At 54.7% G+C, this 25,723-nt stretch carries 15 protein-coding genes; 6 read left to right on the forward strand and 9 right to left on the reverse strand.

What is annotated here, in order from left to right; all coding sequences use genetic code 11:
- The first annotated feature begins 37 nt into the window (after positions 1-37).
- The 3 genes from K3G63_RS10155 (at position 38) to prfB (ending at position 3,071) form a co-directional block, all read left to right on the forward strand.
- Complete coding sequence (locus K3G63_RS10155) at positions 38-586, forward strand: cob(I)yrinic acid a,c-diamide adenosyltransferase (RefSeq protein ID WP_220614017.1); 549 nt, start codon at positions 38-40, stop codon at positions 584-586.
- A 161-nt stretch (positions 587-747) separates the two neighbouring features.
- The gene (locus K3G63_RS10160) at positions 748-1,812 is read left to right on the forward strand and encodes a branched-chain amino acid aminotransferase (RefSeq protein ID WP_220614018.1); all 1,065 of its coding nucleotides are present in this window, start codon (positions 748-750) and stop codon (positions 1,810-1,812) included.
- A 181-nt stretch (positions 1,813-1,993) separates the two neighbouring features.
- A protein-coding gene (gene prfB / locus K3G63_RS10165; RefSeq protein WP_220614019.1) for a peptide chain release factor 2 occupies positions 1,994-3,071 on the forward strand; the annotation gives its coding sequence in 2 pieces (ribosomal slippage) (positions 1,994-2,053 and positions 2,055-3,071; 1,077 coding nt in all).
- 116 nt (positions 3,072-3,187) lie between these two features.
- On the opposite strand, the gene K3G63_RS10170 is transcribed toward prfB, so the two are convergent.
- Positions 3,188-4,615 carry a SusD/RagB family nutrient-binding outer membrane lipoprotein gene (locus K3G63_RS10170; protein ID WP_220614020.1) on the reverse strand — a complete coding sequence of 476 codons (1,428 nt, stop codon included), beginning with the start codon at positions 4,613-4,615 and terminating at the stop codon, positions 3,188-3,190.
- 21 nt (positions 4,616-4,636) lie between these two features.
- Positions 4,637-7,876 (reverse strand): SusC/RagA family TonB-linked outer membrane protein, encoded by a 3,240-nt coding sequence (locus K3G63_RS10175; RefSeq protein WP_220614021.1) that lies wholly within the window; start codon positions 7,874-7,876, stop codon positions 4,637-4,639.
- A gap of 1,430 nt (positions 7,877-9,306) precedes the next feature.
- On the opposite strand from K3G63_RS10175, the gene K3G63_RS10180 reads away from it, so the two are divergent.
- Together K3G63_RS10180 and K3G63_RS10185 are read left to right on the forward strand one after the other, a co-directional pair.
- Positions 9,307-12,387, forward strand: a complete 3,081-nt coding sequence (locus tag K3G63_RS10180; RefSeq protein WP_220614022.1) for a TonB-dependent receptor — start codon at positions 9,307-9,309, stop codon at positions 12,385-12,387.
- A gap of 26 nt (positions 12,388-12,413) precedes the next feature.
- Positions 12,414-13,784: a RagB/SusD family nutrient uptake outer membrane protein gene (locus K3G63_RS10185; RefSeq protein ID WP_220614023.1), complete on the forward strand. Its 1,371-nt coding sequence runs from the start codon at positions 12,414-12,416 to the stop codon at positions 13,782-13,784.
- Positions 13,785-13,835: 51 nt separating this feature from the next.
- On the opposite strand, the gene K3G63_RS10190 is transcribed toward K3G63_RS10185, so the two are convergent.
- From K3G63_RS10190 to lon, 4 genes are all read right to left on the reverse strand, one after another.
- Entirely contained in the window at positions 13,836-14,564 is a 729-nt protein-coding gene (locus K3G63_RS10190; protein ID WP_220614024.1) for an SDR family NAD(P)-dependent oxidoreductase, read from the reverse strand.
- 117 nt (positions 14,565-14,681) lie between these two features.
- Positions 14,682-16,094 carry an ATP-dependent protease ATPase subunit HslU gene (gene hslU, locus K3G63_RS10195; protein ID WP_220614025.1) on the reverse strand — a complete coding sequence of 471 codons (1,413 nt, stop codon included), beginning with the start codon at positions 16,092-16,094 and terminating at the stop codon, positions 14,682-14,684.
- A gap of 146 nt (positions 16,095-16,240) precedes the next feature.
- Positions 16,241-17,302, reverse strand: a complete 1,062-nt coding sequence (porQ, locus tag K3G63_RS10200; RefSeq protein WP_220614026.1) for a type IX secretion system protein PorQ — start codon at positions 17,300-17,302, stop codon at positions 16,241-16,243.
- Positions 17,303-17,428: 126 nt separating this feature from the next.
- Complete coding sequence (lon, locus tag K3G63_RS10205) at positions 17,429-19,885, reverse strand: endopeptidase La (protein ID WP_259404404.1); 2,457 nt, start codon at positions 19,883-19,885, stop codon at positions 17,429-17,431.
- A 335-nt stretch (positions 19,886-20,220) separates the two neighbouring features.
- Between lon and K3G63_RS10210 the strand changes: the two genes are divergently transcribed.
- The gene (locus K3G63_RS10210; RefSeq protein WP_220614028.1) at positions 20,221-22,227 is read left to right on the forward strand and encodes an OmpA family protein; all 2,007 of its coding nucleotides are present in this window, start codon (positions 20,221-20,223) and stop codon (positions 22,225-22,227) included.
- 156 nt (positions 22,228-22,383) lie between these two features.
- Here the strand turns inward: K3G63_RS10210 and K3G63_RS10215 are convergent, their stop codons facing one another.
- The 3 genes from K3G63_RS10215 to K3G63_RS10225 all read right to left on the reverse strand — a co-directional run bounded on the left by K3G63_RS10215 (position 22,384) and on the right by K3G63_RS10225 (position 25,690).
- Positions 22,384-22,899 (reverse strand): DUF6702 family protein, encoded by a 516-nt coding sequence (locus K3G63_RS10215; RefSeq protein WP_220614029.1) that lies wholly within the window; start codon positions 22,897-22,899, stop codon positions 22,384-22,386.
- 115 nt (positions 22,900-23,014) lie between these two features.
- Positions 23,015-24,361 (reverse strand): RIP metalloprotease RseP, encoded by a 1,347-nt coding sequence (rseP, locus tag K3G63_RS10220; protein WP_259404405.1) that lies wholly within the window; start codon positions 24,359-24,361, stop codon positions 23,015-23,017.
- Positions 24,362-24,514: 153 nt separating this feature from the next.
- Positions 24,515-25,690 carry a 1-deoxy-D-xylulose-5-phosphate reductoisomerase gene (locus K3G63_RS10225; RefSeq protein ID WP_220614030.1) on the reverse strand — a complete coding sequence of 392 codons (1,176 nt, stop codon included), beginning with the start codon at positions 25,688-25,690 and terminating at the stop codon, positions 24,515-24,517.
- Positions 25,691-25,723 lie beyond the last annotated feature (33 nt).

Genomic DNA, 25,723 nt, shown 5'->3' on the forward strand with positions numbered 1-25,723 from the left:
TTGGTTTTTCTGAGCCACTCTTTCCCACTCTTGTCTATTGAAAATCTACACGAAAACCGGCGACCAAGGACTTACCTCTCTCATTGGGGGTACGCGCGTGCCTAAATCAAGCCTGCGCATTGACTGTTACGGCACAGTTGATGAGCTGAACTCCTACGTGGGCCTGGTTCGTGACCAGGAGGTAAATGCCGCCCGCCGCGGTCTGCTCAAGGAAATTCAGGACCGGCTGTTTACCATTGGTGCCTCATTGGCTTCTGACCCCGAGAAGTCGAAGATGAAAATCCCCGACCTCCACGCCGAGGATGTGGCTTTGCTGGAGCGCGAAATGGACCGCATGAACGAAGGGCTGCCGGAGTTGCGGGTATTTGTTCTGCCTGGAGGTCACCAGTCGGTTTCCTTTGCCCACGTAGCGCGTTGCGTATGCCGCCGAGCTGAGCGACTGGTTATTCAGTTGCGCGAAGACTCCTTCGTGGCCGACCTAGTGGTTATGTACCTCAACCGGTTATCCGACTACCTGTTTGTGTTGAGCCGCCAGATGTCCCAGGAGTTGCAAGCCGAAGAGGTGAAGTGGGAGCCCCGCATGTAAGGCACTCATCTAAACTAACAAGTGTTCGGAAGAAATTCCGCACCTTTACCCTACCGCTCTTCGTTACCTACCCCACCCTCCCAGCACAACCCGCTTGCGGCCGTTCTTCTTTGCTGAAGTGAACGTTGTGTTACCATCACCCTTTTCCCACCCCACTTTTCATGCTCGACACGTTCACTATTCCGACGCAACGGACAACTGCCTCGCGCCTTCCCGCAGTAGACTTCGACCAGCTCGAATTCGGCAAGACGTTTTCTGACCACATGCTGGTGGTAGACTACCACGACGGCGAGTGGCAGGAGCCGCAAATTATTCCCTACGGCGACATGCCAGTTAGCCCCGCTAACTCGGCTCTGCACTACGGCCAGGCCATTTTTGAGGGCATGAAGGCCTACAAGAATCAGCAAGGCGAAATCTATATTTTCCGTCCCTACGACAACCTGAACCGCCTGAACCTCTCGGCCGAGCGCATGTGCATGCCCACAGTACCGGAGGAGATTTTCATGCAGGGACTCAGCCAGCTTATTCGCCTCGATGCCGAATGGGTGCCTAGCTTCCCCGGTAGCGCACTCTACATCCGCCCCTTTATGTTTGCCACCGACGGGCTGCTGGGCGTACGTCCCTCCGACTCGTACCGCTTCATGATCATCACCTGCCCGGTAGGGCTGTACTACAATAAGCCCCTACGCGTCCGCTTCGAGGAAAAGTACGTCCGCTCAGCGGAAGGAGGCGCGGGGTTTGCCAAAAACGCCGGCAACTACGGTGCAGCCATGTACCCTACCAAACTGGCCCAACAGCAAGGTTATAACCAGCTCATCTGGACTGACGCCTCCGAGCATAAGTACGTGGAAGAGTCCGGCACGATGAACGCCGTGTTCGTCATCGATAACCGCATCGTAACTCCGGCCCTAAGCACGTCCATCTTGGACGGCATTACCCGCCGTAGCATCCTGCAGCTGGCCCGCGACTGGGGAATGCCGGTAGAGGAGCGGAAAGTATCGGCTCTTGAAATTCTAGAAGCTCAAGCCAACGGCACCCTGCAGGAGGCCTTCGGGGTAGGCACCGCGGCTACCATTGCTCCTATTGCCGTTATTGGTTACCAGGGCCAAGACTACACTCTTCCTACCCCCGCTGCCGATGCCTTTTCGCACCGGGTATCCGCCGCGCTGGCCGCCATCCGGAGTGGTGAAGCTGCTGACCCGCATGAGTGGATGGTGCGCGTATAGCGTCCAAGCGTTGTGCTGCTTCAGCCTTTACATGCGGACGGTACCCTTTGGGTGCCGTCCGCGTTGCGTTTTGTCCAAGTGCACGTACCACAGCACCCTTCATGATTTATGCTGACCTTTGTTTGACAGCCCTCATGAAGGCCGCTGTGTTCACCTTATCCTATCATCCAAACTTTTTTCCATGACCTACGACCAGGTGAAGGAGTTGAAGGGCCGCGCTGAGGCCCTGAGGAGGTATCTTTGACTACGATGCCCGCAAAGCTCAGGTAACTGCTACTGAGCAGCAGACTACGGCTCCCGGCTTCTGGGATGACTCCAAGAAGGCAGAGGCCGTAATGAAAGAAATCAAGGCCATAAAAGTCTGGACTGACGATTACGAAGCCGTTGAAAAACTCGTGGCCGATGTGGAAGTGCTTTATGACTTCTACCGAGAGGACGAGGTGGATGAAGCCGAAATGCAACGCGAATTCGACGCGGCCCAGCAGGCAGTAGAGCGGCTGGAGTTTAAGCGCATGCTCTCTGACGAGGAGGATCAGCTATCGGCAATTCTGGAAATCAACCCCGGCGCTGGCGGCACCGAAAGCCAAGATTGGGCTGAAATGCTCATGCGCATGTACATCATGTGGGGTGAAAAACAAGGCTTCACAGTCCGGCAAGTAAGCTACCAACCCGGTGAAGGCGCCGGCATCAAATCGGCGGCGCTCGAAATTGACGGACAGTTTGCTTACGGCTACCTCAAAAGCGAAATTGGGGTACACCGCCTCGTGCGCATTTCTCCTTTCGACAGCAGCGGCCGACGGCATACGTCCTTCGCATCCGTTTTCGCCTACCCCGTCGTGGATGACACTATTGACATTCACATCAACCCCGCCGACATCAGTTGGGACACGTTCCGGAGTGGTGGGGCCGGCGGACAGAACGTGAACAAGGTGGAGACAGCCGTGCGCCTCAAGCACGCTCCCTCCGGTATCGTCATCGAATGCCAGATTGAGCGCAGTCAGCTCATGAACAAAGAGCACGCCCTGCGGATGCTCAAGTCTCGTCTCTACCAGTTGGAGCTTGACAAGCGCAATGAAGCCCGCGCGGTGATAGAAGCCGGTAAGAAGCGAATCGATTTTGGCTCCCAAATCCGAAACTATGTGCTCCACCCCTACAAGCTCATTAAGGATCTGCGGACTGGTATTGAGCGTACGGATGTACAAAACGTCTTGGATGGGGATTTGGAAGAATATATCAAAGGTTATCTGATGCAGAATTGAAGCTACTTGAATAGGATAAAGAAGTATCAACAACAGTATAATTTCCGAGCTGCTAGCTAACACAAAAAAGGGCCGCCAAATTGGCGGCCCTTTTTACATCTGGTCTGGAGCAACAATTAGAATTTGTCCCAGAATATTTTAGTATCCACATTGTCGCCACCGATAGCAGAGGCGGCAGCATTGTAGTTAGTCGTGTTGAGGTTCTGTTCCACGATTGGGTAGAAGAAGCGCTTCGGAATATTCGTCAGTGCTCCGGCAGGCTTAGCCAACTGCGGGTAGTCATAACGCCGCCACTCCCGCCAGGAGTCAACTGGCTGGTTGTAGAGCGCAATCCAGGTTTGCTCGCCAATTACCTGTTTGTAGTTAGCAGAAGTAGGTACCACATCTACGGTAGGTTGGGCCAGATAGGCAGTTGCATCCGCCGTGGTGCCACCCCACTCCTGTATTGAGGCAGTTACCGCGGCATCGTAGTGGCTCTTAGCCGTGCCGGCTACTGTGTAACCACCACGAGCGGCTGCCTCAGACAACCAAAACTCTACTTGCGCATAAGAGAGCAGTACGCCCGGAAGCGTTGGGTCTTCCAGTTCCTCACTTGGCGCCGAGAACGAAGCGTAGTTATTGCTGGTACCATAGACACCGCCCACATAAGCACCATTCTTCGCTTTGAAGTAGGAGCCCAGGCGCGGGTCGTTCAGCGTTTGCAGGCGATTAATAAAGAAGCTCGTGCCGACAAAGTCATTACGACCGCTCTGCACCAAATCCTCGTACAGCGGGTTGGTGTTAGGGTTAGCCCCCAAGAAGGCTAGTTCCGCATTATCCTCGTTAGAAGTAAATACTTTACCTGCTGCCTGCTGCACCATTGTTCTGGACTTTGCAGGATCATCATCCGCAATAGTCATGGCCAAACGCAACTTCAAAGAGTTGGCGAATTTGGCAAAATGGCTTACATCGCCACCGTACAGCAAATCGCCCGAACCCAAGCCTTCTGCAGAGGCATCGAAGTTACCAATTGCTCCATCTAAGCGAGTAATCAGGTCCGCATAAATGGTTTTGGCATCATCGTACTTCGGCTGAGAAGTGTTGAAGTCCAAAGACTGAGAGTAGGGAATATTCCCGAAAGCATCAACCAGGTTAGCCCAAGCATATACTTCCAATACCTCAATGGAAGCTAGCTGGTTTTTCTTAACCGCCGCATTGAGCGCGTTATCCGAATTAATAACGGATTTTGCTTCCTTCAAATCGCGCAGTACATCCCGATAATACGCGTTCCAATAGCCAGTAGGAATGTTACGCGTAACCAAGTCATAAATCGACTCATCAAAATACGTCGTTTCAGCCCAGTACTGCGAAATCAGGCGAAAGATGTTCAGGTTAACGTTGGGGCTAACCACCGTGCGGGTAAGGCTGCGTTCGGCACTGGCTACGAGTGAGCTAGCAGGAACGGCAGTAGGACGCTTGGGGTCAACATTATAGTCATCCAGCGTTTCTACGCACGAGGTAACGAGACCCAGTGCTGGCAGGATGAGAAGAAGAGATTTTTTCATTTTTTTAAGTTCGTTGCGTAACTAGAAGCTCAGACGTAGGTTTCCACCGAACGTTCGCACAGCAGGGAAAGATCCCGAAGAGTAACCTTGGCCAAGGTTACCCGAGCTGAGTGCATCTTCGGGGTCAGCATCCGGCAAGTTTTTGGAAATAATCCACAGGTTGCGGCCTACTACAGAGATTTCTACGCCCTTAAAACGACCAAACTTAGAAACGATAGCAGCCGGCAGAGCATACGACAGAGACACTTCACGCAGCTTCACGAAGCTGGCATCGTACACGAAGGCTGCCGGAGGGTTGCGCAGGTAGCCATACAGGCCGTAGTTGGTGTTGCTTACCCGACGCGTGTTAGCCGTTCCGTCAGTGAGTACGCCCGGCAGAATTACGCCACCACCATTGGCGATAGTGTTACGAGAAGGATTGCCCAGATCGTTATTTTCAGCAGTTTCCGGCGTCAGACCCGTAGCTAGCCCGTAGTAGCGGTCCAGAGAGAAGATGCTGCCGCCGTGGCGAACATCAACCAGGAAGTACAGTCCCACGCCTTTGTAGTTAAGCGTGTTCGAAATACCACCAGTCCACTTTGGGTTTGGGTTGCCGATTACTTCGTTAGAGGTAACCGTCTGTTGGTAATAACCAGTAGAGGCAACCACTTTCTGGCCGTTCAAATACACGAAGTTTTTGCCACGGATAGAACCATACGGTTCACCTACTGTAGCGTTCGAACTCACGCCGCCCTGGTAAGTTGCCAGTACGATGTTCTTCACATCCCCATACAGCGAAAGTACCTCGTTTACGTTACGAGTCCAGTTCGCATTCACTGTCCAAGTGAAGTCTGTCGACCGCAGCGGCGATACGAAGGCTGCCAGTTCAATACCCCGGTTACGCACCTCCCCAGAGTTCACATACCGAGAGTTGTACCCAGTAGATGTAGAGAGCGTTACTGGCAGAATTTGATCAATTGAGTTGGATTGATAGGCCGTTGCTTCAAAGCCAAATCGGTTCTGCAGGAAGTTCATTTCCAGACCTACCTCGGCACTCTTGGTCCGCTCGGGCTTCAGATCGGGGTTGTTCTTGGTGCCAGGCACTGAGAACAGACCAGTCGAGCCGAAGGTTGATACTTTGTCGTAAATATCAAATACCGAAAGAGCCGGAGCACCTTGGCCTACCTCAGCGTAGTTGGCCCGAATCTTACCGTATGACAACCAGGGAGAATCCTTCATTAGCTCCGAGAAGACGAAGCTGGTAGCGACCGACGGATAAATGAAGGTGTTATTTTTCGAAGGCAGGGTTGTGGATTTATCCCGGCGTACGGTAGCGTCCAAGAAAACCATTTCCCGGAAGCCTACGGTGGCGCTGGCAAAAATACCATCTACTCCAACTTGGAGTACGTTTTCGTTAGGCGTCAGCGGATCATTCACCGAGTTGCGCAACGAATACAGGTCTGGAACAATCAGACCGCCGTTGGTAGCAGCTGCAATTGAGCTAACGTACTGACGACGCAAGTTGGCACCGAGCAAACCACGCAAGCTCACAGCATCCGTGATATTTTTCGAGAAATTGCCAATCAGGTCGTAGTTATACTCGCGGGAAGTGCGGTCGTAACGGGAATACTCCGATACGCCTAGGCTACCTACTGCAATACGTTCTTCCTGCAGCTCGTCGTAGGAGTCGGCGCTAACCCGGCCCAGAATGTTAAACCAGTCGGTTACCTTGTACGTGGCGGCTACGTTACCAAAGAAACGGTTCCGGCTATCGGTTTCGTAGTTTTTGTACCGCACCCAATAAGGGTTGTTCCAGTAGATCGGCACCAGATCATTCGGATCAGACCAGTTCCAAGTAACGTTGTCACCTGTGCGCATATACGCATCACGCTGCGCTTTCACGTCTACGTTGGTCTGCCACCACTGGCGGAAGTTGGTAATTACGTTACCGTCGCCGTAGCCAGTGCCGTACCGTCCTTTGCCATCTACCCGGGTATAGTTGATAGAGGCCGAGGTAGTTAGCTTAGGCGACAGATTCAGAGAGCCTGAGAAGTTAACGATGTTCTTGTTGATCTGGCTATTCTCCATGATGCCCTTATCACGGATGTTATTATAGCCAAGCTTAAACGTACCCATGTCACTACCACCGTCAATAGCAATGCTGTTATTGAGCGTTACGGCAGTTTTAAAGAAGCTGTCTGGTCCGTTTTGAGCAGCTACCCATGGAGTAGCTTTGCCGTAGTTGGGTGAAGAAGGATCAAAGGCGTCCCACTGATACACCGACAGGTTAGGATCGAAAGCAGCGCCATAGGAGGCATCTTCCGATGTTGGCACTACAAGGTCACGAACACCGTCTCCGTTGATATCCCGATCCAGGAAATAAGGGTTGTCCTGAGCAGCGGGCACACCCGGTTCGCCGTTGTAATAAGCACCATAGCCAGCACCGTATTTATTCTGGTACTTAATGAAGGTGCTCTTATCAATACGGCCGGCCGTAGCGCCTAAATTGAGGGTTACACCGAAGCCTTTCCGGCCTTTCTTGGTGGTAATCAACACTACCCCGTTGGCAGCCCGCTCACCGTATAGGGCGGTAGCAGCAGCACCTTTCAGAATAGTCGTAGAGGCAATATCGTCCGGGTTAATGTCGGCGGCAGCATTACCGAAATCATAACCGCCACCCCCGGTTTGCTGGGTGGAGCTGTTGGTATTGGCGTTGCTGATCGGTACCCCGTCAACTACGAAAAGTGGTTGGTTATTACCAGTAATAGACTTCGTGCCACGAATTACAATGTTCGTCGACCCCCCTAAGGTGTTGCTCTGCCGGATTTGCACACCAGCTACCTTACCCGACAACCCATTGATAAAGTTAGGGTTACGAGCTTTGGTAATATTTTCTCCCTCAATCTGAGTGGCCGCGTAAGGCAGCGAATTTCTGGTTCTCTCTACGTTTTGCGCCGTAACTACTACCTCTCCAAGTTGCTTAGAGTCAGTAGTTAGACCAATATCAATGGTAGAAGCATCGCCAATTGGACGCTCTATTGGAAGAAAGCCAATAGATGAGAACGTCAGGGTCGTTGCAGATGTAGGAGCACTAATGGTATAAGTACCATCTGAATTAGTAGAAACCCCTATGTTGGTACCTTTCACCAGTACCGTTACACCAGGCAGGCCTTGACCGTTGGCACGGTCTGTGACCCGACCTGAAATTTGGCGATTCTGCGCGGCCGCTTGCTGCAACAAGACGGGCGCGACTAGAGCCGCAGTCAATAAGATTTTCCGCATGTGAGTGAAAAAGAGTGGTGAGTCAAAACTGTGCACTAAGTTAGGATTTACTCTTTAAACTTGAAAGATTTTAAACTTACCTTCTATTCTATAGCTAACTTCTTATTCAGTGTGGGTTTCTCATCATGTTCCTACCTATCATACACTTCCATGCTCACTCGGTGTTATTAACTCGTTTTTCGAGCCGGTCTGATCGTACCTGAGTCGTTGGTTTTAGTTAGTGTCAACAGCTAGTTCTACCCAAGCGGTTGTATCTGCTTTTTCCGGGGGAAGGAGCTTATATGCTGAATCTGATGCACCTTGTGCTAGTTGACCGCCCCCTAGATATTCTCTATATTTTCCTCACGCAAGTACCATACTCTACTACTACCTCCCAGATTGTAGTAAGGTAGTGCACCACGACCTTAACTGCGTAAAGCGCATGATTGCCAGCAAATAGTACACTTAATGCAATACACCTAAACGCACCATTAGGCGAGAGAAGGTAGACCGAGCAGGACTTGCTAGGCACGTTCCGAGATAGCACCAGTGGGGAGCATCACTCAAGCTAATGTCAGCTGCGGTTCTTACCCTGCACTTATCCATATCTGTATTCAGCAACCAAGTATTTAGGTTACACATCCGCAGCTGTGCTTAAGCAAATTTCACTTGTTCCCTTGTCGGTTGCTATTCAACTGAATGGCTTGGTAACCTACTGTGAGCCAGGATGAGTAGCTGCCCTGCCCGCTGTTCCACATGCTTTCTTTTCTAGCTTCTAGAGGATGTCGTTCTTCCCACACCACCTATTCACTAATTGGAGTATTTTATTATACGGCTGTACTAGTATTTGCCCTCTCTAATAGCCCTCAGCTAACAGCTTAGCTCATTGCTCAAGGTATTTGTTCACGGTAACCTGCCTTAGCTTATCACCTAGTACCCTACAAGTACATATATAATGTTCACAGAATTATAGACAAAATCATACAGGCTCGAATAAAGTTAGTTTATACTATATAAGGAATGCACCTCATTATAGCTGTAAGGCTAAGATATAGGCGTAGCTGTTATGCTATTATATAACTAATTATATTTTATATATTACTCAACAGCTAACCATTTATATATGCTATTGACTACTAAGCTCTTAGCACAAGCTTCCGCACTGTACTTACTTTCCCTGTACGCCTTATATATTCATTTAAAGAAGATACGACAGGACAAACAGGTATAACCACACATGTTTTTCTTTACATAATATAAACTATATAAAAATATTTATACAGCTAAAAATGTAGTTACACCCAGCTTTTAGATTGATTCGCCCTGAAAAACAGCTCATTCATCCAGTTATTGACGAAAGTTTGAATTTTTAATTTTTATGTCACTATTTTAGTGAAAATTAAAAAAACGCTCCGTTTAGAAGCAATTTCTTCAACACACCTACCTATTTCATGAAAAGAAGGATACTTCTTGCTTTACCTGCTGTTGCTCTTACAGTCACCCAGGTATATGCACAAACCCGCACTGTTTCAGGCAGAGTAACAGATCGTACTAATGGGGAAGGTCTGCCTGGGGTAACGGTACTGGTGAAAGGCACCACCGTAGGGGTTTCCACTAATTCAGATGGCAGCTTCACTCTTACCGCCCCTACTTCAGCTACTACTCTTACCTTTAGCTCTGTCGGCTTTCTTCCAATAGAGCGGCCCATTACCGATGGCACTATCTCAGTTGGCCTTTCTCCTGACAGCAAAGCGCTAAGTGAAGTGGTTGTGGTTGGCTACGGTGAGCAATCTAAAAAGCTGACTACTGGCGCCATTACCCAAGTAGCATCCAAAGACTTTGAGACGCAGCCTATTGCCAGTGTAGAACAGGCCTTGCAAGGCCGGGCTGCTGGTGTACAGGTATCTTCCAACTCGGGCACACCGGGTGGAGCAATTTCAGTTCGGGTACGAGGTAACAACTCTATTTCTGCTAGCAGTGAACCTCTCTACGTAGTAGACGGGGTACCAATTAACTCGGGCAGCTACTCGAATATTGGGGTGGGTAATCAGGGCTTAAATGCCCTATCAGATATTAACCCTAACGATATAGCCTCCATTGAGGTATTAAAGGATGCGTCGGCGGCAGCTATCTATGGTTCCCGTGGAGCTAATGGTGTGGTGCTGATTACAACTAAACGGGGTGCTTCTGGTGCCACCCGCATCAGCTATGATGGTTACATCGGCACGCAGCAGACAATTAAGCGCCTCGACCCACTTAACGGCCAGGAGTCACAGGACTTAATCAACGAAGCTCGAGCTAACGTAGGCCTGGCGCCTCGTTACGTAGCAGCTAACGCTACAGCTCAGCAGAGCCTATTTACCGGAGCCAACACGAACTGGCAGGACGAAATCTTCCGTTCCGCGCGCATACAGAGTCACACTGTTACGATGTCGGGCGGGGATAACAAATCGCGCTTCCTGGTATCGGGAACGTACTTTGACCAGGAGGGCGTCATCATTGGTTCGGGCTTTAACCGGGGTAGCATCCGCTTGAACCTTGACCATAACATATCCGACCGGGTAAGAGTGGGGGTAAGCCTGACTGGTAGCCGTTCTCTTTCTCAGCGTCAGAACAACGACAACAACATTTATGGGGTACTAAGCACAGCGTTACTGCTAGGCTCACAAACCCCCATCTATAATGCAGATGGCACATTTGCACGAGACCGGTTCTCTTCAGTTGAAAACCCTGTAGCAGCTGCTACTCTGCCCATCATCAATGCCCGTAACAACCGTGCTATCGGTAATATCTATGCCGATGCCGAGCTATTGAAGGGTCTCCGTTTGCGTACGTCTCTTGGTGGCGACTACCTCAACCTGAAAGAAGACCGGTTTGTGCCTAGCACAGCGCTGCAAGCAGTCGGTAGCAATGGTCTTGGCAACGCCAACAGCCGCTACGATATAGGCTGGATCAATGAGAACACGTTAACCTACAACCGGAGCTTAGGCGACCACTCGCTTACTCTGCTATTAGGGCAAAGCTCTCAGAAATCGGTGCAACAAGGCATTATTACAAACGTGACGGGCTTTGCTACTAACCGTATCCGCCAACTCTCTGCTGGCTCGGTGAAGGTTGATGCTTCATCAGACGAAACGCTTTGGACCTTGCTATCGTACTTTGGCCGCTTAAACTACAACTACAAGGGTAAGTACATCTTCCAGGGCTCTTTGCGCCGCGACGGCTCGTCGCGCTTCGGAGTCAGTAACAAGTACGGGTGGTTCCCGGCAGCTTCGGTGGCTTGGCGCGTAGGTGAGGAAGCGTTTTTACAGGATAATGCCCTCATTTCCGAACTTCGCCTACGTGGTGGCTACGGCGTAGTTGGTAACTTCGAGATTGGCAACTTCGCCTCGCGTAACCTGTATGGCGTGGGCGCTGCCAACTTGGCCAACTACAATGCAGTCGCAGGTATTGCTCCTACTCAACTAGGGGTAGAGGACTTAGGATGGGAGCAGACGCAAGAAATAAACGTAGGGATGGACCTTGGCGTGTTAGACGACCGGATCAACCTTACGATTAACGCCTTCAACCGTAAATCCAATAATCTGCTGCTAAACCGCCAACTGCCGCTTACCTCTGGGTTTTCCAACATTACTCAGAACATTGGTGACTTGCGTAACCGCGGGTTAGAGTTTGAGCTTACTACGCAGAACGTACGCACCAAAGATTTCACCTGGACTACCAGCTTTAACACGTCCCTTATTCGCAACCAAGTAACCCGTCTGGTAAATGATGCGGCGTTTGGTGCTGGCTTTGCCAACTGGGTACAAGTAGGAGCTTCACTGGGCAGCTTCCGCGGTTATGTGGTTGACCGCATCTATCAGAACCAGGATGAGATCAACGCCGATAACGCACTGGCGCGGCAGAGTACGGGGCGTCCAACGGCCAACTACCAGTCACCCGATACGAAACCTGGTGACATTCGCTTTAAAGACTTAAACAAAAATGGCATTCTGGATGCAGAAGACCAGAAGCTCATCGGCTCAGCCCAGCCTAACGCCAGTGGTGGCATTACAAACTCGTTAGCTTGGAAGGGGTTGGAGCTCAACTTCTTCTTCCAGTTTGTATCGGGCAACGAGATTTACAACAATACCCGAGCATTTGGGGAAGGAATGTCCGGACAGTTTGGGCAATTTGGCGCCGTGCGTGACCGGTGGACTACTTCTAACACCGACACAGACATTCCACGCGCTGCTTGGGGTGACCCTAACGGCAACGCCCGGGTTTCAGACCGGTGGATCGAGGATGGCTCTTACATACGGTTGAAAACCGCAACCTTAGGGTACACCCTTCCTGCTAAGTGGATTCAGCCTGCTCACCTACGTTCGGCACGCGTGTACATTGCTGGTCAGAACCTGCTCACGTTTACCAACTACTCAGGCTTAGACCCGGAGGTAAATACCTTCAACGCGAGCAACACTTCACAGGGAACTGACTTCCTGACCTTCCCACAAGCCCGCGTATACCAAATTGGGTTGAACCTAGGCTTCTAATTTTCTCCTTACGACCTTCTTTTCTAATGAATATTCGCTCTAAACTTTGCACTCTTGCGCTGCTAGGCCTGCTAGGCTTGACAAGTACAGGCTGCTCTGACTTTCTGAACCCCGAGCCCCTGAACTCTATTGACCGTGACGTAGCTTTCACGGATTTAGCGGGAGCACAAGGCGCAGTTGTTGGTTTATATGGCAACCTTACCAGTGCTAATAGTCTGGGCCTGCGGGTACCTGCTTTTGCGGATCTGCTGGCAGACAACCTGGACCACACTGGTACTTTTCCCTCTTTTGCGCAACTCAAATCGCGTAATCCCTTGCCGGATAACGCAGAATTGAACAGCATGTACAGCTCGCTGTACTCGACTATCAACCGGGCAAACAACATCATTGCTCAGATCCCGAATACAACCGGCATATCGGATGCAGTGCGAGGACAACTGATTGGCGAGGCGCAGTTTGTGCGGGCCTATTGCTACTTCATGCTCACGAACTACTGGGGTGATGTAGCATTGGTTCTAACCCCTACAACCACACCAGATAATACGCTTTTTGTATCTCGGGCCCCACGGGAACAGGTGTACAACCAGATACGGGCTGACTTAGATGCGGCCGAAGGTGTGCTACCCGCCGTGAACGTAGGGCGTGCTACTCGGTGGGCCGCCATAGCTCTGAAATCTCGCTTGGCTCTGTATCGTCAACAGTGGGCTGATGCCGCCCGTTTTGCTGATCAGGTAATTGCCGGACCCTTCACGCTGGCCTCTACGTACCGGGCTGCCGTTGCCACCCGTAACCCTACCGAGTCTATCTGGGAAATCCAGTTTGATGCTCAAGTACAGAGTTCCTACGCCTTTTTCATGCTTCCTACGGCCAATGGTGGACGTTTTGAGATGAGCCCGGGCGGACAGCGGGCTACCTTGCTTGCAGCCTACGAAACCGGCGACCAACGCCGAGCTGCTACCATATCCGACGGCAATTTTCAAATAGTAGGCCGGACCGGGACTGTAGCACAAGGCAACCAAATTAAGTATTTCGATCCAGGCACAGGTACGGATAACTTTAAAGCTATTCGCTTGGCCGAGATGTACCTCAACAGTGCCGAGGCCAAAGCACAACAACAGGACATAACCGGAGCGTTGACTGCTCTTAACCGGGTACGAACGCGCGCAGGCCTGCCAGCCCTGCTTGAAACAGGTCTTACTCAGGCTAACCTATTGGCGGCAATTGCGCGTGAACGGCGGGTGGAACTTGCTCTGGAAGGGCATCGGTGGTTCGACCTGATTCGCACAGGTCAGGCTCAATCTGTATTAGGTATCACTGATGCGACCCGTCTGTTGATGCCTATTCCTTTCCGCGAGATTGTGAATAACCCTAACATGAAGCAGAATCCAGGTTACTAAGCATTACCTCCGTATAAAAAAAGCCCTACCCGAATCCGGGTAGGGCTTTTTTTATACGGAGGTAATGCTTAATACAACATCTTCATTCGCAGCGGCCGGCTGCTGCAGCCACGCTATAATCTTCTCCGCTACCTCTGCCGGGGAAGCTAACTTACCTTCGGCATGGAAGCCAGTGAATTTGGCGGCTTCGCTGAAGCTATGGGCATCAGCCGCGCGGATGTGTTCCTGCATGGCCGTATCGAGGATGCCGGGGGAGAGGCTGCGGATGCGGATACCAGTGCCGCGCAGGTCCTGTTCTTTCTGGGCAGTGCGGGACAGGGCGTCGAGGGCGGCTTTGGAAGCGGAGTAAGCACCCCAGCCGTCTACGGCCCGCTGAGCGGCGCCGCTGCTGATATTGAGAATGGTGCGCGGCACCGACAACGCTCCGTAGGCGCTTAGAAACGTATTCATAAGCATAGCTGGCGCCACAACGTTCACGTCAAACACGAACTCAAAGTGCTCGTTCTGATGCTCCCCGAGGTAGCCTATTTCTCCGAGTACAGCTGCATTATTGACGAGCGTGACGCTCTGAGCATCGTGCCACTGCGGGAAAACCTTGTGCAGGTTATTCTGCACAGCGAGCATATCTGATAAATCCAAAGGCTGGTGGCAGTACCGCTCGTGCTCAATAGTAGCGTGGCGAGATACGCCAATGACTGTGGTATCGGGCTGGCGCAGGACCATTTCGGCTAAGGCTTTACCCAAGCCCCGGCTGGCGCCGGTGATGATGTAATAGTGCATGGGGGTAGTAGGGTAGGAACGACAGATACTGAAGCGTACGGGTAAAAACGCAAAAGAGGCTACCTGGGTAGCCTCTTTTGCGTTTTTACAGCAGTGGAGCCAAGGTAGCGCCGCTGCTCAGAGAATATATTGGCTTAAGTCACGGTTGCGTACCATGTCCCGCAGCCGCTCCTCTACCATTTCCCGGTTTACCAGAATGCGGGCATTGGGGCCAATGCGGTCAGGCACGTCGAAGAGGATGTCGTTGAGCAGGCGGCTCATCACGGTGTGCAGGCGGCGGGCCCCTATATTTTCTACTTCGCTGTTCACCTCAAAAGCAATTTCAGCCAAGCGCTCCAGGGCCGAATCGTCAAACGACAGCCCTACGTTCTCGGCCTGCAGCAAGGCCTCGTACTGCTTAGTAAGGGCATTTTTAGGGTCTTTCAGAATCCGGAAAAAATCTTCCTTGCTCAGGCTCTGCAGCTCTACCCGGATGGGGAAGCGGCCTTGCAACTCCGGAATCAGATCAGAGGGCTTGGATACGTGGAAGGCACCGGCAGCAATGAACAGAATATGGTCGGTGTGGATGATGCCGTACTTGGTGCTAACGGCCGAGCCCTCCACAATAGGCAGCAGGTCGCGCTGCACGCCCTCCCGGCTTACGTCGGGGCCTCCTCCGCCCTTGCTGCTACGGCTGGCGACTTTGTCAATTTCGTCGATGAAAATGATGCCGGCGTTTTCGGCGTGGCGAATGGCTTCGTCTTTCACCTCGTCCATATCAATCAGCTTTGCCGCTTCCTCATCGAGCAGAATCTTACGGGCTTCAGCTACGGTCACTTTGCGCTTGCGAGTCTTTTTAGGCAGCATGGAGCCCAGCATATCCTGAATGCCGGCCATGCTGGCTTCATCGATGCCGGCCGGGCCGCCAACCACCCCGATGCCAGGGGTATTGCTTTGCTGCACGCGGATTTCAATTTTGCGCTCGTCCAGCTCGCCGCTGCGGATTTTCTCGCGAAACCGCTCCCGGGTACGCTCATTCAGTTCGTGGTCGGAGTCGGGTACCTCATGGGGAGCCGTGGTGGGGAAGCCCAGGGCCGGCTTGGGAGTAGCGGCGGCCGTCGTAACTGGCGGAATGAGAATGTCCAGGATCAGGTCTTCGACGGCCTGGGCAGCCTGAGCCTTTACTTCTTCCTTGCGGCGCTGCTTCACCATGTTCACTGACTGCTCCACCAGGTCGCGCACCATGCTTTCCACGTCGCGGCCTACGTAGCCTACCTCTGTGAACTTGGAAGCTTCGACTTTAGTAAACGGGGCACCGGAAATACTGGCTAGGCGGCGGGCAATTTCGGTTTTGCCTACCCCCGTGGAGCCAATCATGAGAATGTTATTGGGCACAATTTCGCGCTGCATGTCGGCGGGGGCGTGCAGGCGGCGCCACCGGTTGCGCAGGGCAATGGCCACGTGCCGCTTGGCTTCGTGCTGGCCAATGATGTATTTATCGAGTTCGGCCACAATCTGGGCCGGGGTCAGAAACTCAGCAGAGTCGAGCATAAGAAAGAAGGGTAAGCAGATCAGAGCAACGAAGGAATACTACCCCCGAAGCTTGCCAAAAGTTTACGCTTAGCCACTACCCCTTGCCCGCAGGACGCGCCTCCCTCCTACCGTAATCAGCAGGTGTGCGGCTCAGGCAATGGTAGCTACTGCGCTTTTTTGAACAGAGAATCAAGATTTCGGGCAATAGTGAAATAGTTGGCTCCGCCCGATGCATGGTAGCCGGCGTGGGTGTAGTCTAGCTGAAACTGGCTTACCCGCAGCATTACCCCGAAAGAGAAACCAGCGCCGCCGGATGTATTTTCCAGCCGCAGCTCACGGCGCTGCAAGTGGTTGTAGCCCAGCCGCACGTTGAGGTTCTTGCTTAGCAGCAACTCGCCCCCAACTACAAAATGACGGGCAATTTTATCGCCCAGGCTCTTCTTCGGGACGATTTCCTCGCCGTTTTCGTCAAGCTGCCCCCGCTGGTTAGGGTCGAGGTACACGATATCGAGGCGCTGCAGGTGGTGGGCCGTGAACGAGAAGCGAAACGGCAGGTGCTCGGGCTTAAAGGAGGTACCCAGCTCCACATCCAGGGGCATGGGTTCCCGGCTGGCTCCATCGTAAGGCTTGAGCTGGATGCCGGCGTTGCGCACCACCAGGCCCACGGTAAACTCCTGCTCCGGGTGCTTGAACAGCCCACCCACATCGGCCAGGGCTGCGTAGGAGTGGTTGCCGGCAATGCCCGAGCCAGCTAGCTTCAGAGTGCCGGCCAGCGTGAAGGCGCCGCTGGTATAGGAGTCGGCGATGCTCAGGGCGTATTCATTCACCGAGAACTGGACCAAGGGGTTACCCGCCGCATCGAACTGCTCGAAGCTGCCGTAGTTCAGGTAGGTGAGGCCCACGCCAAACCGGCCGGCGTTGGCCGTATTAAACACATAGGCCGCCGTGGTCTGCTTGATGTCGGCCAGGTAGTCCACATAGCCCAGGGCGAGGCGGCCGTCCATGTCGGCGTTCAGCAAGGCTGGGTTGCCGTAGAACATGGTGCCATCGGCGTCGCGGGAGGAAACGTTGACGCCACCCAGGCCCGCCAGTTTAGCACTGGTAGGCAGGTTCAAAAAGGAGAAAGCCTGCTGCCCGCCAACCTGGGCCTGCGCCCGAACGGGCCAGCCGGCGCCAAGCGCAACAAAGGGGAGAAGGTACAAGCTACGGCGTACGAATCGAATCATCAGGGGAAAGATAGCGCGGGTTACCCGATAAGACGCCTGGTTTTGCGGCTTTATTGCGCGCACCTACCAGAGAAAATAAAGGTGCCCTACCCTTGCCACGAGGCGCCAAGGTAGGGCACACAGAACTTAACTTACTTCCACGCTTGGCATGGGCGGTGCCGGAGCTTCATCGCGCACCACCAGCTGCATGGGGTGAGCTACCTGCTCTTCCAGCAAGGCCACGCGCAGCACATCGTCCACGCGGTCGGCGTAGTGGATGGTCAGGTCCTTAAGGTACTCAGCCGGAATTTCGTCGATGTCCTTGCGGTTTTTAGGGCACAGGATAATGTCGCGCACCCCGGCCCGCTTGGCCGCCAGAATCTTCTCCTTAATACCTCCTACCGGCAGCACCTTGCCGCGCAGGGTAATTTCGCCGGTCATGGCTAAGTGGCTGCGCACTTTGCGCTGGGTGAACACGGAGGCAATGCTGGTGAAAATAGCAATGCCCGCGCTGGGTCCGTCCTTGGGCACGGCCCCCTCGGGGAAGTGAATGTGCAGGTCGTACTGGTCGAAGAGGCGGTAGTCGATGCCCAGTTCCTCGGCCCGGCTGCGCAGGTAGCTCAGCGCCGTCACGGCCGATTCCTTCATCACGTCGCCGAGCTGCCCGGAGAGGGTCAGCTTACCCCGGCCCCGGCTCAGCAGGCTTTCCACGAACAGGATGTCGCCGCCTACGCTTGTCCAGGCCAGCCCGGTTACCACGCCCGCCGTTTCGTTGTCCTGGTACTGGTCCCGGTCGAAGATGGCGGCCCCGAGGATGCGGGTAATATCCTTGGGTTCCAGCGTGGCGGGAAAGGCTTCTTTCAGAGCCTTGCTCTTGGCCACGTTGCGTACCACGGCCCCCAGCTTGCGCTCCAGGCTCCGGACGCCACTCTCGCGGGTGTAGTCATCGATGACGCGCTGCAGGGCGGCCGTGCTGATGCCCGCGTCTTTGGCTCCCAGGCCGTGCTCGTGCAGCAGCTTGGGCCAGAGGTGCTTTTTGGCAATCTGGGTTTTCTCCTCCAGCGTGTAGCCCGTGAGGTCAATGATTTCCATCCGGTCGCGCAGGGCCGGCTGAATGGTATCCAGGGCGTTGGCCGTGGCAATGAACAGCACCTTGGACAAGTCGTACTCTACCTCCAGATAGTTGTCGGTGAAGGTAGAGTTCTGCTCGGGGTCCAGCACTTCCAGCAGAGCCGAGGAAGGGTCGCCGCGGAAGTCGGAGGCCAGCTTGTCGATTTCGTCGAGGACAATGACGGGGTTGGAAGCTCCGGCTTTTTTAATCTGGGAAATGATACGGCCCGGCATAGCGCCCACGTAGGTTTTGCGGTGCCCCCGGATTTCGGCCTCGTCGCGGACCCCGCCTAGGCTCATGCGCACGTACTGCCGGCCCAGGGCTTTGGCAATGGAGCGCCCCAGGGAGGTTTTGCCCACGCCAGGCGGGCCGTAGAGGCACAGAATCGGGGCTTTCAAATCCTGCTTGAGCTTAAGTACGGCCAGGTACTCAATAATGCGCGCCTTCACCTTTTCCATGCCGTAGTGGTCCTGGTCGAGGATTTTCTGGGTGCGCTTTAAGTTAAAGTTGTCCTTGGTGTACTCGTTCCAGGGCAAATCCAGCAGGAACTCCACGTAGTTCAGGCTCACAGGATACTCGGCCGCCTGCGGGTTGATGCGGGTCAGCTTGTCCAGCTCTTTGGTAAAGTGCTTGGCTACGGCCTCGGGCCACTTTTTATCCTTAGCCCGCTGGCGCAGCTTTTCCACTTCCTGATCGGGTCCGTCGAAGCCCAGCTCATCCTGCAGCACTTTAATCTGCTGGCGCAGGAAGTAGTCGCGCTGCTGCTGGTCGATGTCGGTGTGGACCTTGGTGTGGATTTCACGCTTGATTTCCAGCAGCTGAATTTCCTTCAGCATCAGCTCCAGCAGCTGGGTACCGCGCTCCACCCCGTCGTTGATTTCGAGCAGCTGCTGCTTGATGCCTACCTCCACGTTGATGTTGGAAGACAGGAAGTGGGTCAGAAAGGAAGGTGACTCAATGTTATCCAGAGCCACCTGGGCTTCCTGCGGGATTTCGGGGTTGAGCTTGAGCATCTTGGCCGCTGCCTCCTTCAACGACGATACCAGGGCCTTTACTTCCTTCGACTGCTTATTGGGGAAGGCCTCGGGCGAATAGCTCACGCGCGCCGTGAGGTAGGGTGTGCTTTGCACTTCGGCTTCAATGCGGAAGCGCGACTGGCCCTGAATAATAATGGTGGTGTTGCCATCGGGCAGCACCAGCAGCTTCAGGATTTTGGCCATAGTGCCTACCTGGTACAGATCCTGCAGGGTAGGGTCGTCGCTCTGGCCGTTTTTCTGAGCCACCACCCCTACAATTTTGTTGCCGCGGTAGGCCTTGCGCACCAGCCGAATGCTCTTCTTGCGCGTGACCGTGACGGGAAGCACTACCCCCGGAAACAGCACCGTATTGCGCACGGGCAGCAGGGGCAGCACCTCCGGCGATTCGTCGGCGCTCAGGGTCTGGTCGGGGTCAGCGGCCACGATGGACACCATTTCTTCGGAATCTTCAGCCATCAGCAGTAAAGAAGAGAGTGGTGACTTGGGTGATTTATATTGACTCATGCGAGGGAGTAACGAAAAAAGCGAAGCCACGTGCCACAATGACAGAGCCATGGCGTAGCTTCGGTTTTAAACGCGGGAGGAGCGTCGAAGGTACGGATTCGGCAAGTGCCGTGCCACCGCCGCTAGCCGCCACATCGGCAGAAGCCGCCTACTGCCGCCAGCCCAAACGCCCTCCGGCCCGCTATGGCGTTAACGCAGCTCTTTCCCGGGACATATAAAGGAGCATCCAAAAATTCCTATTTTTGATGCTGGCCGGCTTCCCACCGCTTTCGTGCTCTATTCTAGCTATGCTCCGCTTTTTTCGCTACCCCCTCCTCTATCTGCTACCGGCCCTGCTGTTTTCCCTGACGGTGCAGGCCCAGCAACAAAGCGGCCTACCAAATGCCCAACGCAAGCTAACGGCCAAAGTTATCCGCAATGCCCGGGCGCGGACTGACGCTACCCCGGATTTTCCGAATATCAACCGCCTGGCGTATTTCGAGGATAAAAAGGCCCTGCGGGAAATTCAGCGGGCCGAAAAGCGCAAGAATTGGAATGCCGCCCGCAACCTGCTGGACGTGTACGTGAGTCGGTTTGGCATCGAGAACTTCTACAAGGATACGGGCCTGCTCTGGCGCCTGGGCCAGCTCTGGGAAAAAGCCGGCAACGAGGAACGGGCCAAAGCGTACTACCGCCTCGCCCTCAAGCACCGCCGCCAGGACCTGAAAAAGGTGCAGCTCTACTACGACTCTCTGGAACAGAAGGCGGCCGAGTTGTACGTACCGCTGAAAACGTACTATGATATTGTAGAGTATCGCAAAAACATTGCCGCCTTCCGCCCCCCCAAGGGCGTGTACACCAGCATGGGCGACGCCATTAACTCCCAGGTGGAGGACTACGGCCCTACCCTGAACGCAGACGCGGACCTGCTCATCTTCTCCTCTAAGCGCAAAACGCGCGGTATCAATAACATCGTAGACGAGGACTTGTACACGGCGCGGCGCGAAAATGGCCTCTGGACGGAAGCCGAGCCGCTGCCCAAGCCCATCAACTCGGCTTACAATGAGGGCTCCGCCTGCATCAGCAAGGATGGTAAAACCTTGTTCTTTGCCCGCTGCGAGTGCCCTACCTGCCACGGCAACTGCGACCTGTACGTGTCTTCGTTCAAGGACGGGCAGTGGACCACGCCCAAGAGCCTGGGGGCCGGCGTTAATTCCACGGCCTGGGACTCGCAGCCTACCCTTTCGCCCGGTGAGGATACCTTGTACTTCGCCTCCGACCGGCTGGGCGGCTTCGGCCTCTCCGACATCTGGTACACCGTGAAGCAGAAAAACGGGCAGTGGGGCAAGGCCCAGAACATGGGCCCGGTGGTGAACACGCGCGAGAGTGAGGTCAGCCCCTTCTACCACCCGCTCTACCACGTGCTGTACTTCAGCTCGCGCGGGCAGCTGCTCAACTTCGGCGACTTCGACATCTATAAAACCTACCGGGTTCGGGGCCGCTGGCAGGAACCCATCAACATCGGGCCCCTCGTGAACGGCAAGGGCTCGGAGTACTATTTCACCATTGATTCCGACTCCAAGAGCTTGTACTACGCCCGCTCCGAGGAAAAGGAAATGAAGAACCTCGATTTGTTCTCGTTTCCCTTACCTATGGAGGCCCAACCCCTGGCTACCACCCACGTGGCGGGACTGTTGGTAGACTCCGTCAGCCAGAAACCGCTGAACGGCATCGTCAGCATCATCGACACGGACAACGGCATTGAGGTAGCCAGCAAGTACCTGCGCGATGATGGCTCGTTTGACTTCGACCTGATTGAGGGCTCGCACTACGTAATGCTGATTCAGAGCCCCGACTTTTTCAGCGTAGAGAAGAAGTTTGCCCTGCAGGGCGACACGGTGATGAAGCTGATGACCAACTCCATCGACTACAAGCTGCCGCTGATTTTCAAGAACATTGAGTTCGATCAGGACAAGGCCACCATCCGGGCCAGCATGCACCCCATTCTGGACCGGATTGCCGTGTTTCTGGTGGACCACCCCACGTTCCGGCTCAGCATCTCGGGCCACACCGACAGCAAGGGCGACCCGGACTTTAACATGACCCTCTCGCAGGATCGGGCCGAGGCCATCCGCCGTTACATTGAGCAGAAGGGCAAGCTCAAGCCCAACCGCATCGAGAGCATGGGCTACGGCAGCACCCAGCCCCTGAAAAACGAGGTAACGGAGGAAGACGCCCGCACCAACCGCCGCGTAGAGTTCCGCCTGATCAAGCCCGAGAACGAGCAGAAGGATGCCGGCGGAGGTGGGTGGTAATGTTATGGCGAGGCGAAGCCTTCTTTCCTTCACGAAATACTACCCTTGAAATGTGACAAGCCCTTACCGCCGTGCTGGAAGTAAGGGCTTGTCTCGTTATCAGGCTAATCACAAAAGCGAAAAAGGAGTGCTTCGCTCCGCTCGCAATGACACTCCCTACCACTTCAGCGGCTGACTTTCCTCGCCCTCGCGGAAGAGCAGACTTTGCTTTTTACCGCGGGCGTCGAGGTTGACGATGTTCATCTGGTCCGGGAAAAGGTTCAGCAAGAGTTGGTGACGCAGGCTTACGCTCGTGGCGGAAGCCGGCAGCGGGGCCGTGAAGTACAGCCAGTAGGAGTCCGTTTCCTTCTGCAGGCCCACCAGCGTGAGCGGCAGCGCCTGCCCAGGACGGGCGCTGAATTGCACCGAGCGACGCAGCAGGTCCATCAGCAGCGGGTCGAGCTGAGGCCGGGGCAACTGGTCGGTGCGCACGGGGGTAGGCTTCCCAACGGACAGCCCCTTTTCCAAGTCGTCAATGAAGATTTTCAGGGCTATTTCCAGGCGCTGCTTCTCGGGGTTGAAGCGCACTTCCATAATGCTGGCGTGGTAGGCGTGCGCCCAGGCCAGCCCCTGCCCTGCTACGAGCAGGACAACGACCAGCAGAAAACGACGAAGGCAGTGAGAGGAAAGCATGGCAAAAAAGAGGATGACCGCACGGAAAGGTTGCAGACCAGAAGTACTATAAAAGCCGTGCCACCTCGCGGCAGCACGGCTTCCCTGTAGCCTCGCTCCGGCCTGCGCCAGCGGTTTACTTACCGAAGGTTTTCAGCAGCGGGTTGATGATAAGCACGAACGCCATCAAACCCAGAATCAGCATCATACCTACTTTCTGGGCATTTTCCAGGAATTTATCGGAGGGCTTGCGGCCGGCTACCATCTCGTAGAGCAGGAACAGGACGTGGCCGCCATCGAGGGCGGGAATCGGCAGCAGGTTCATGAAGGCCAGCACCATCGAGAGCATTCCCGTGAGCGTCCAGAAGCGGAACCAATCCCACTTGCCGCCGTACTGCTGGGCAATTTCGATGGGGCCCCCGATTGATTTACGGAAAGAAGCCTCACCCCGGAAAATCTTGGCAAACGCTTTTATTTGCGTGGTTACTACCCCGAAGGCCTGCTTGGTACCTGCCGGCACCGACTCGAGCAGGCCGTATTGCCGGGTAGCGTACTGTAATAAGGACTTGGGCAGGAAGCCGATTTTGCCGTCCTCATCTACTGTCACGTTCAGCGTAACGGGCTGCTTGCCGCGCTCTACCTGCACGGGTACGGTTTTGCCGGCGTGGTCTTTCAGGGCTTTCTGCAGCTCCGGGAAAAAATGAATGGGCTGGCCCGCCACGGTCAGAATCCGGTCGTTGGGCTGCAGGCCGGCTTTGGCGGCGGGGCTGCTGCCTACTACCTGGTCTACCACGAAGGGGTCGAGGGGTAGCACGAAGGCTGCTTGGCCTTCATCGGCCAGACGGTCCATGAAATTGGCTGGCACCGGAATGTCCACGATCTGCCCGGCCCGGTCGACGGTGTAGTAGGCGTTGGTGCCCAGTACCACTTCGGGGCTGTACACGTCGTTGAACTCCGTGAACGGCTGCCCGTTGATCTTCACAATTTTGTCGCCGGTGCGGAAGCCGATTTCTTTGCCTAGCTCGTTGGGCACTACGCCGTAGCGCACTTCGGACGCCGGCAGGTAGCTTTCGCCGTACTTGAAGGTGATGAGCGAGAAAATGACAATGCCGGTAATGACGTTCATGATGATGCCGCCCAGCATCACAATCAGGCGCTGCCAGGCTGGCTTGGCCCGAAACTCGTTGGGCTGGGGCTCGGCCGCGAGGCTGTCGGCATCCTGGGTTTCGTCGATCATGCCGTGGATGGCCACGTAGCCGCCCAGCGGAAACCAGCCCAGGCCGTACTCCGTTTCGCCGATTTTCTTTTTAAAGAGGGCGAAGTTGAGTACTCCGGGCAGGGGAAACAGGAAGTCGAAGAAGATATAAAACTTATCGACCCGGATTTTGAAGTATTTGGCTGCTGCAAAGTGTCCGAACTCGTGCAAACCAACCAGAATGGAAAGGCCCAGCAGCATCTGCCCGGCCATGATAAGTCCTTCCAAAGGGGGTAGGGGTATGTTAGGTGATTAGGTAATAAGCAAGCGTACTGGTAGGCCTGGCGCGGTAGCAGACATCCTGGCGTTCTTCCCGGCAATACCACGCCGAATACAAACAACGCACCGAAGGCGCCGCTAGTGCCCATTCCGGCCAGGGTGTCAGGCGCGGGCGCCCACCAGCTCCTGGGCAATGCGGCGCGTCTCGCGGTCCGTTTGCACGTAGTCGTCCAAGCTCGGGGCAGCAAGGTACGAAACCCGGGCGAGGCTGGTTTCTACCACCTCCGACATTTCCAGGAACCCGATTTCGTCGCGCAGGAAGGCGGCTACGGCTACCTCATTGGCCGCATTGAGTACGCAGGGCGCGTTGCCCGCCCGCTGCATGGCCTCAAACGCCAGAGCCAAGTTGCGGAAGGTGCTAGTATCGGGCTGTTCAAAGGTGAGCTGGGGGTAGTCGAGGAAGCTGAAACGTGGGAACTGGCTGGGCAGGCGCTGCGGGTAGCCCAGGGCATACTGAATGGGCAGCTTCATATCGGGCAGACCCAGCTGGGCCTTCAGGGAGCCATCCTCGAACTGCACCAGGGAATGAATGATACTCTGAGGGTGTACCACCACCTCAATCTGGTCGTCGCGCAGACCAAACAGCCACTTGGCTTCAATCACCTCCAGGCCCTTGTTCATCAGCGAAGCCGAGTCGATGGTGATTTTGGCACCCATGTCCCAGTTGGGGTGCTTCAAGGCTTGAGCCTTGGTTACCAGGGCCAGCTGTTCGCGGGTGCGGCCCCGAAACGGTCCGCCCGAGGCCGTCAGGATTATCTTTTCAATGGGGTTCTGCTCTTCTCCCACCAAGCACTGAAAAATGGCCGAGTGCTCCGAGTCGACGGGGTAGAGCCCTACCCCGTGCTCTTTCACCAGCTCGGTAATCAGCTGCCCAGCTACTACCAGGGTTTCTTTGTTGGCCAGGGCAATGGTTTTGCCCGCCCTGATGGCGCGCACCGTGGGCAGCAGTCCGGCGTAGCCCACCATGGCCGTGAGCACCACGTCGGCATCGTCGCGGCCGGCTACATCGGCCAGGCCCGCCGCGCCGGCCAACACTTCGGTTTCGGGCTGGGTAGCCAAGGCGGCTTTTACGGCAGCGTACTTGGTTTCGTCGCCAATGACGACGGCGGCGGGCCGAAACTCGCGGGCCTGCTGCACCAGCAGTTCGGCATTGGCGTGGGCCGACAGCGCCGTGACAGTAAACCGGCCGGGCTGGCTGCGCACCACATCCAGGGCCTGGGTACCGATGGAGCCAGTGGAACCAAGAAGGGTAACGCGCTTGGGAAATTCAGAGGGCATAGAGAAATGGTGTGGGCAGGTAGCTACAAAAGT

The organism is Hymenobacter sp. HSC-4F20 (genome assembly GCF_019599275.1).
Classification (GTDB): domain Bacteria; phylum Bacteroidota; class Bacteroidia; order Cytophagales; family Hymenobacteraceae; genus Hymenobacter.

Coding starts and splice junctions, on each gene's coding strand:
- K3G63_RS10170 (WP_220614020.1), bottom strand. CDS start 4,615: ATGAAAAAATCTCTTCTTCTCATCCTGCCAGCACTGGGTCTCGTTACC.
- K3G63_RS10210 (WP_220614028.1), top strand. CDS start 20,221: ATGCTCCGCTTTTTTCGCTACCCCCTCCTCTATCTGCTACCGGCCCTG.
- K3G63_RS10215 (WP_220614029.1), bottom strand. CDS start 22,899: ATGCTTTCCTCTCACTGCCTTCGTCGTTTTCTGCTGGTCGTTGTCCTG.
- K3G63_RS10175 (WP_220614021.1), bottom strand. CDS start 7,876: ATGCGGAAAATCTTATTGACTGCGGCTCTAGTCGCGCCCGTCTTGTTG.
- K3G63_RS10160 (WP_220614018.1), top strand. CDS start 748: ATGCTCGACACGTTCACTATTCCGACGCAACGGACAACTGCCTCGCGC.
- K3G63_RS10180 (WP_220614022.1), top strand. CDS start 9,307: ATGAAAAGAAGGATACTTCTTGCTTTACCTGCTGTTGCTCTTACAGTC.
- lon (WP_259404404.1), bottom strand. CDS start 19,885: ATGGCTGAAGATTCCGAAGAAATGGTGTCCATCGTGGCCGCTGACCCC.
- K3G63_RS10190 (WP_220614024.1), bottom strand. CDS start 14,564: ATGCACTATTACATCATCACCGGCGCCAGCCGGGGCTTGGGTAAAGCC.
- hslU (WP_220614025.1), bottom strand. CDS start 16,094: ATGCTCGACTCTGCTGAGTTTCTGACCCCGGCCCAGATTGTGGCCGAA.
- K3G63_RS10185 (WP_220614023.1), top strand. CDS start 12,414: ATGAATATTCGCTCTAAACTTTGCACTCTTGCGCTGCTAGGCCTGCTA.
- K3G63_RS10225 (WP_220614030.1), bottom strand. CDS start 25,690: ATGCCCTCTGAATTTCCCAAGCGCGTTACCCTTCTTGGTTCCACTGGC.
- porQ (WP_220614026.1), bottom strand. CDS start 17,302: ATGATTCGATTCGTACGCCGTAGCTTGTACCTTCTCCCCTTTGTTGCG.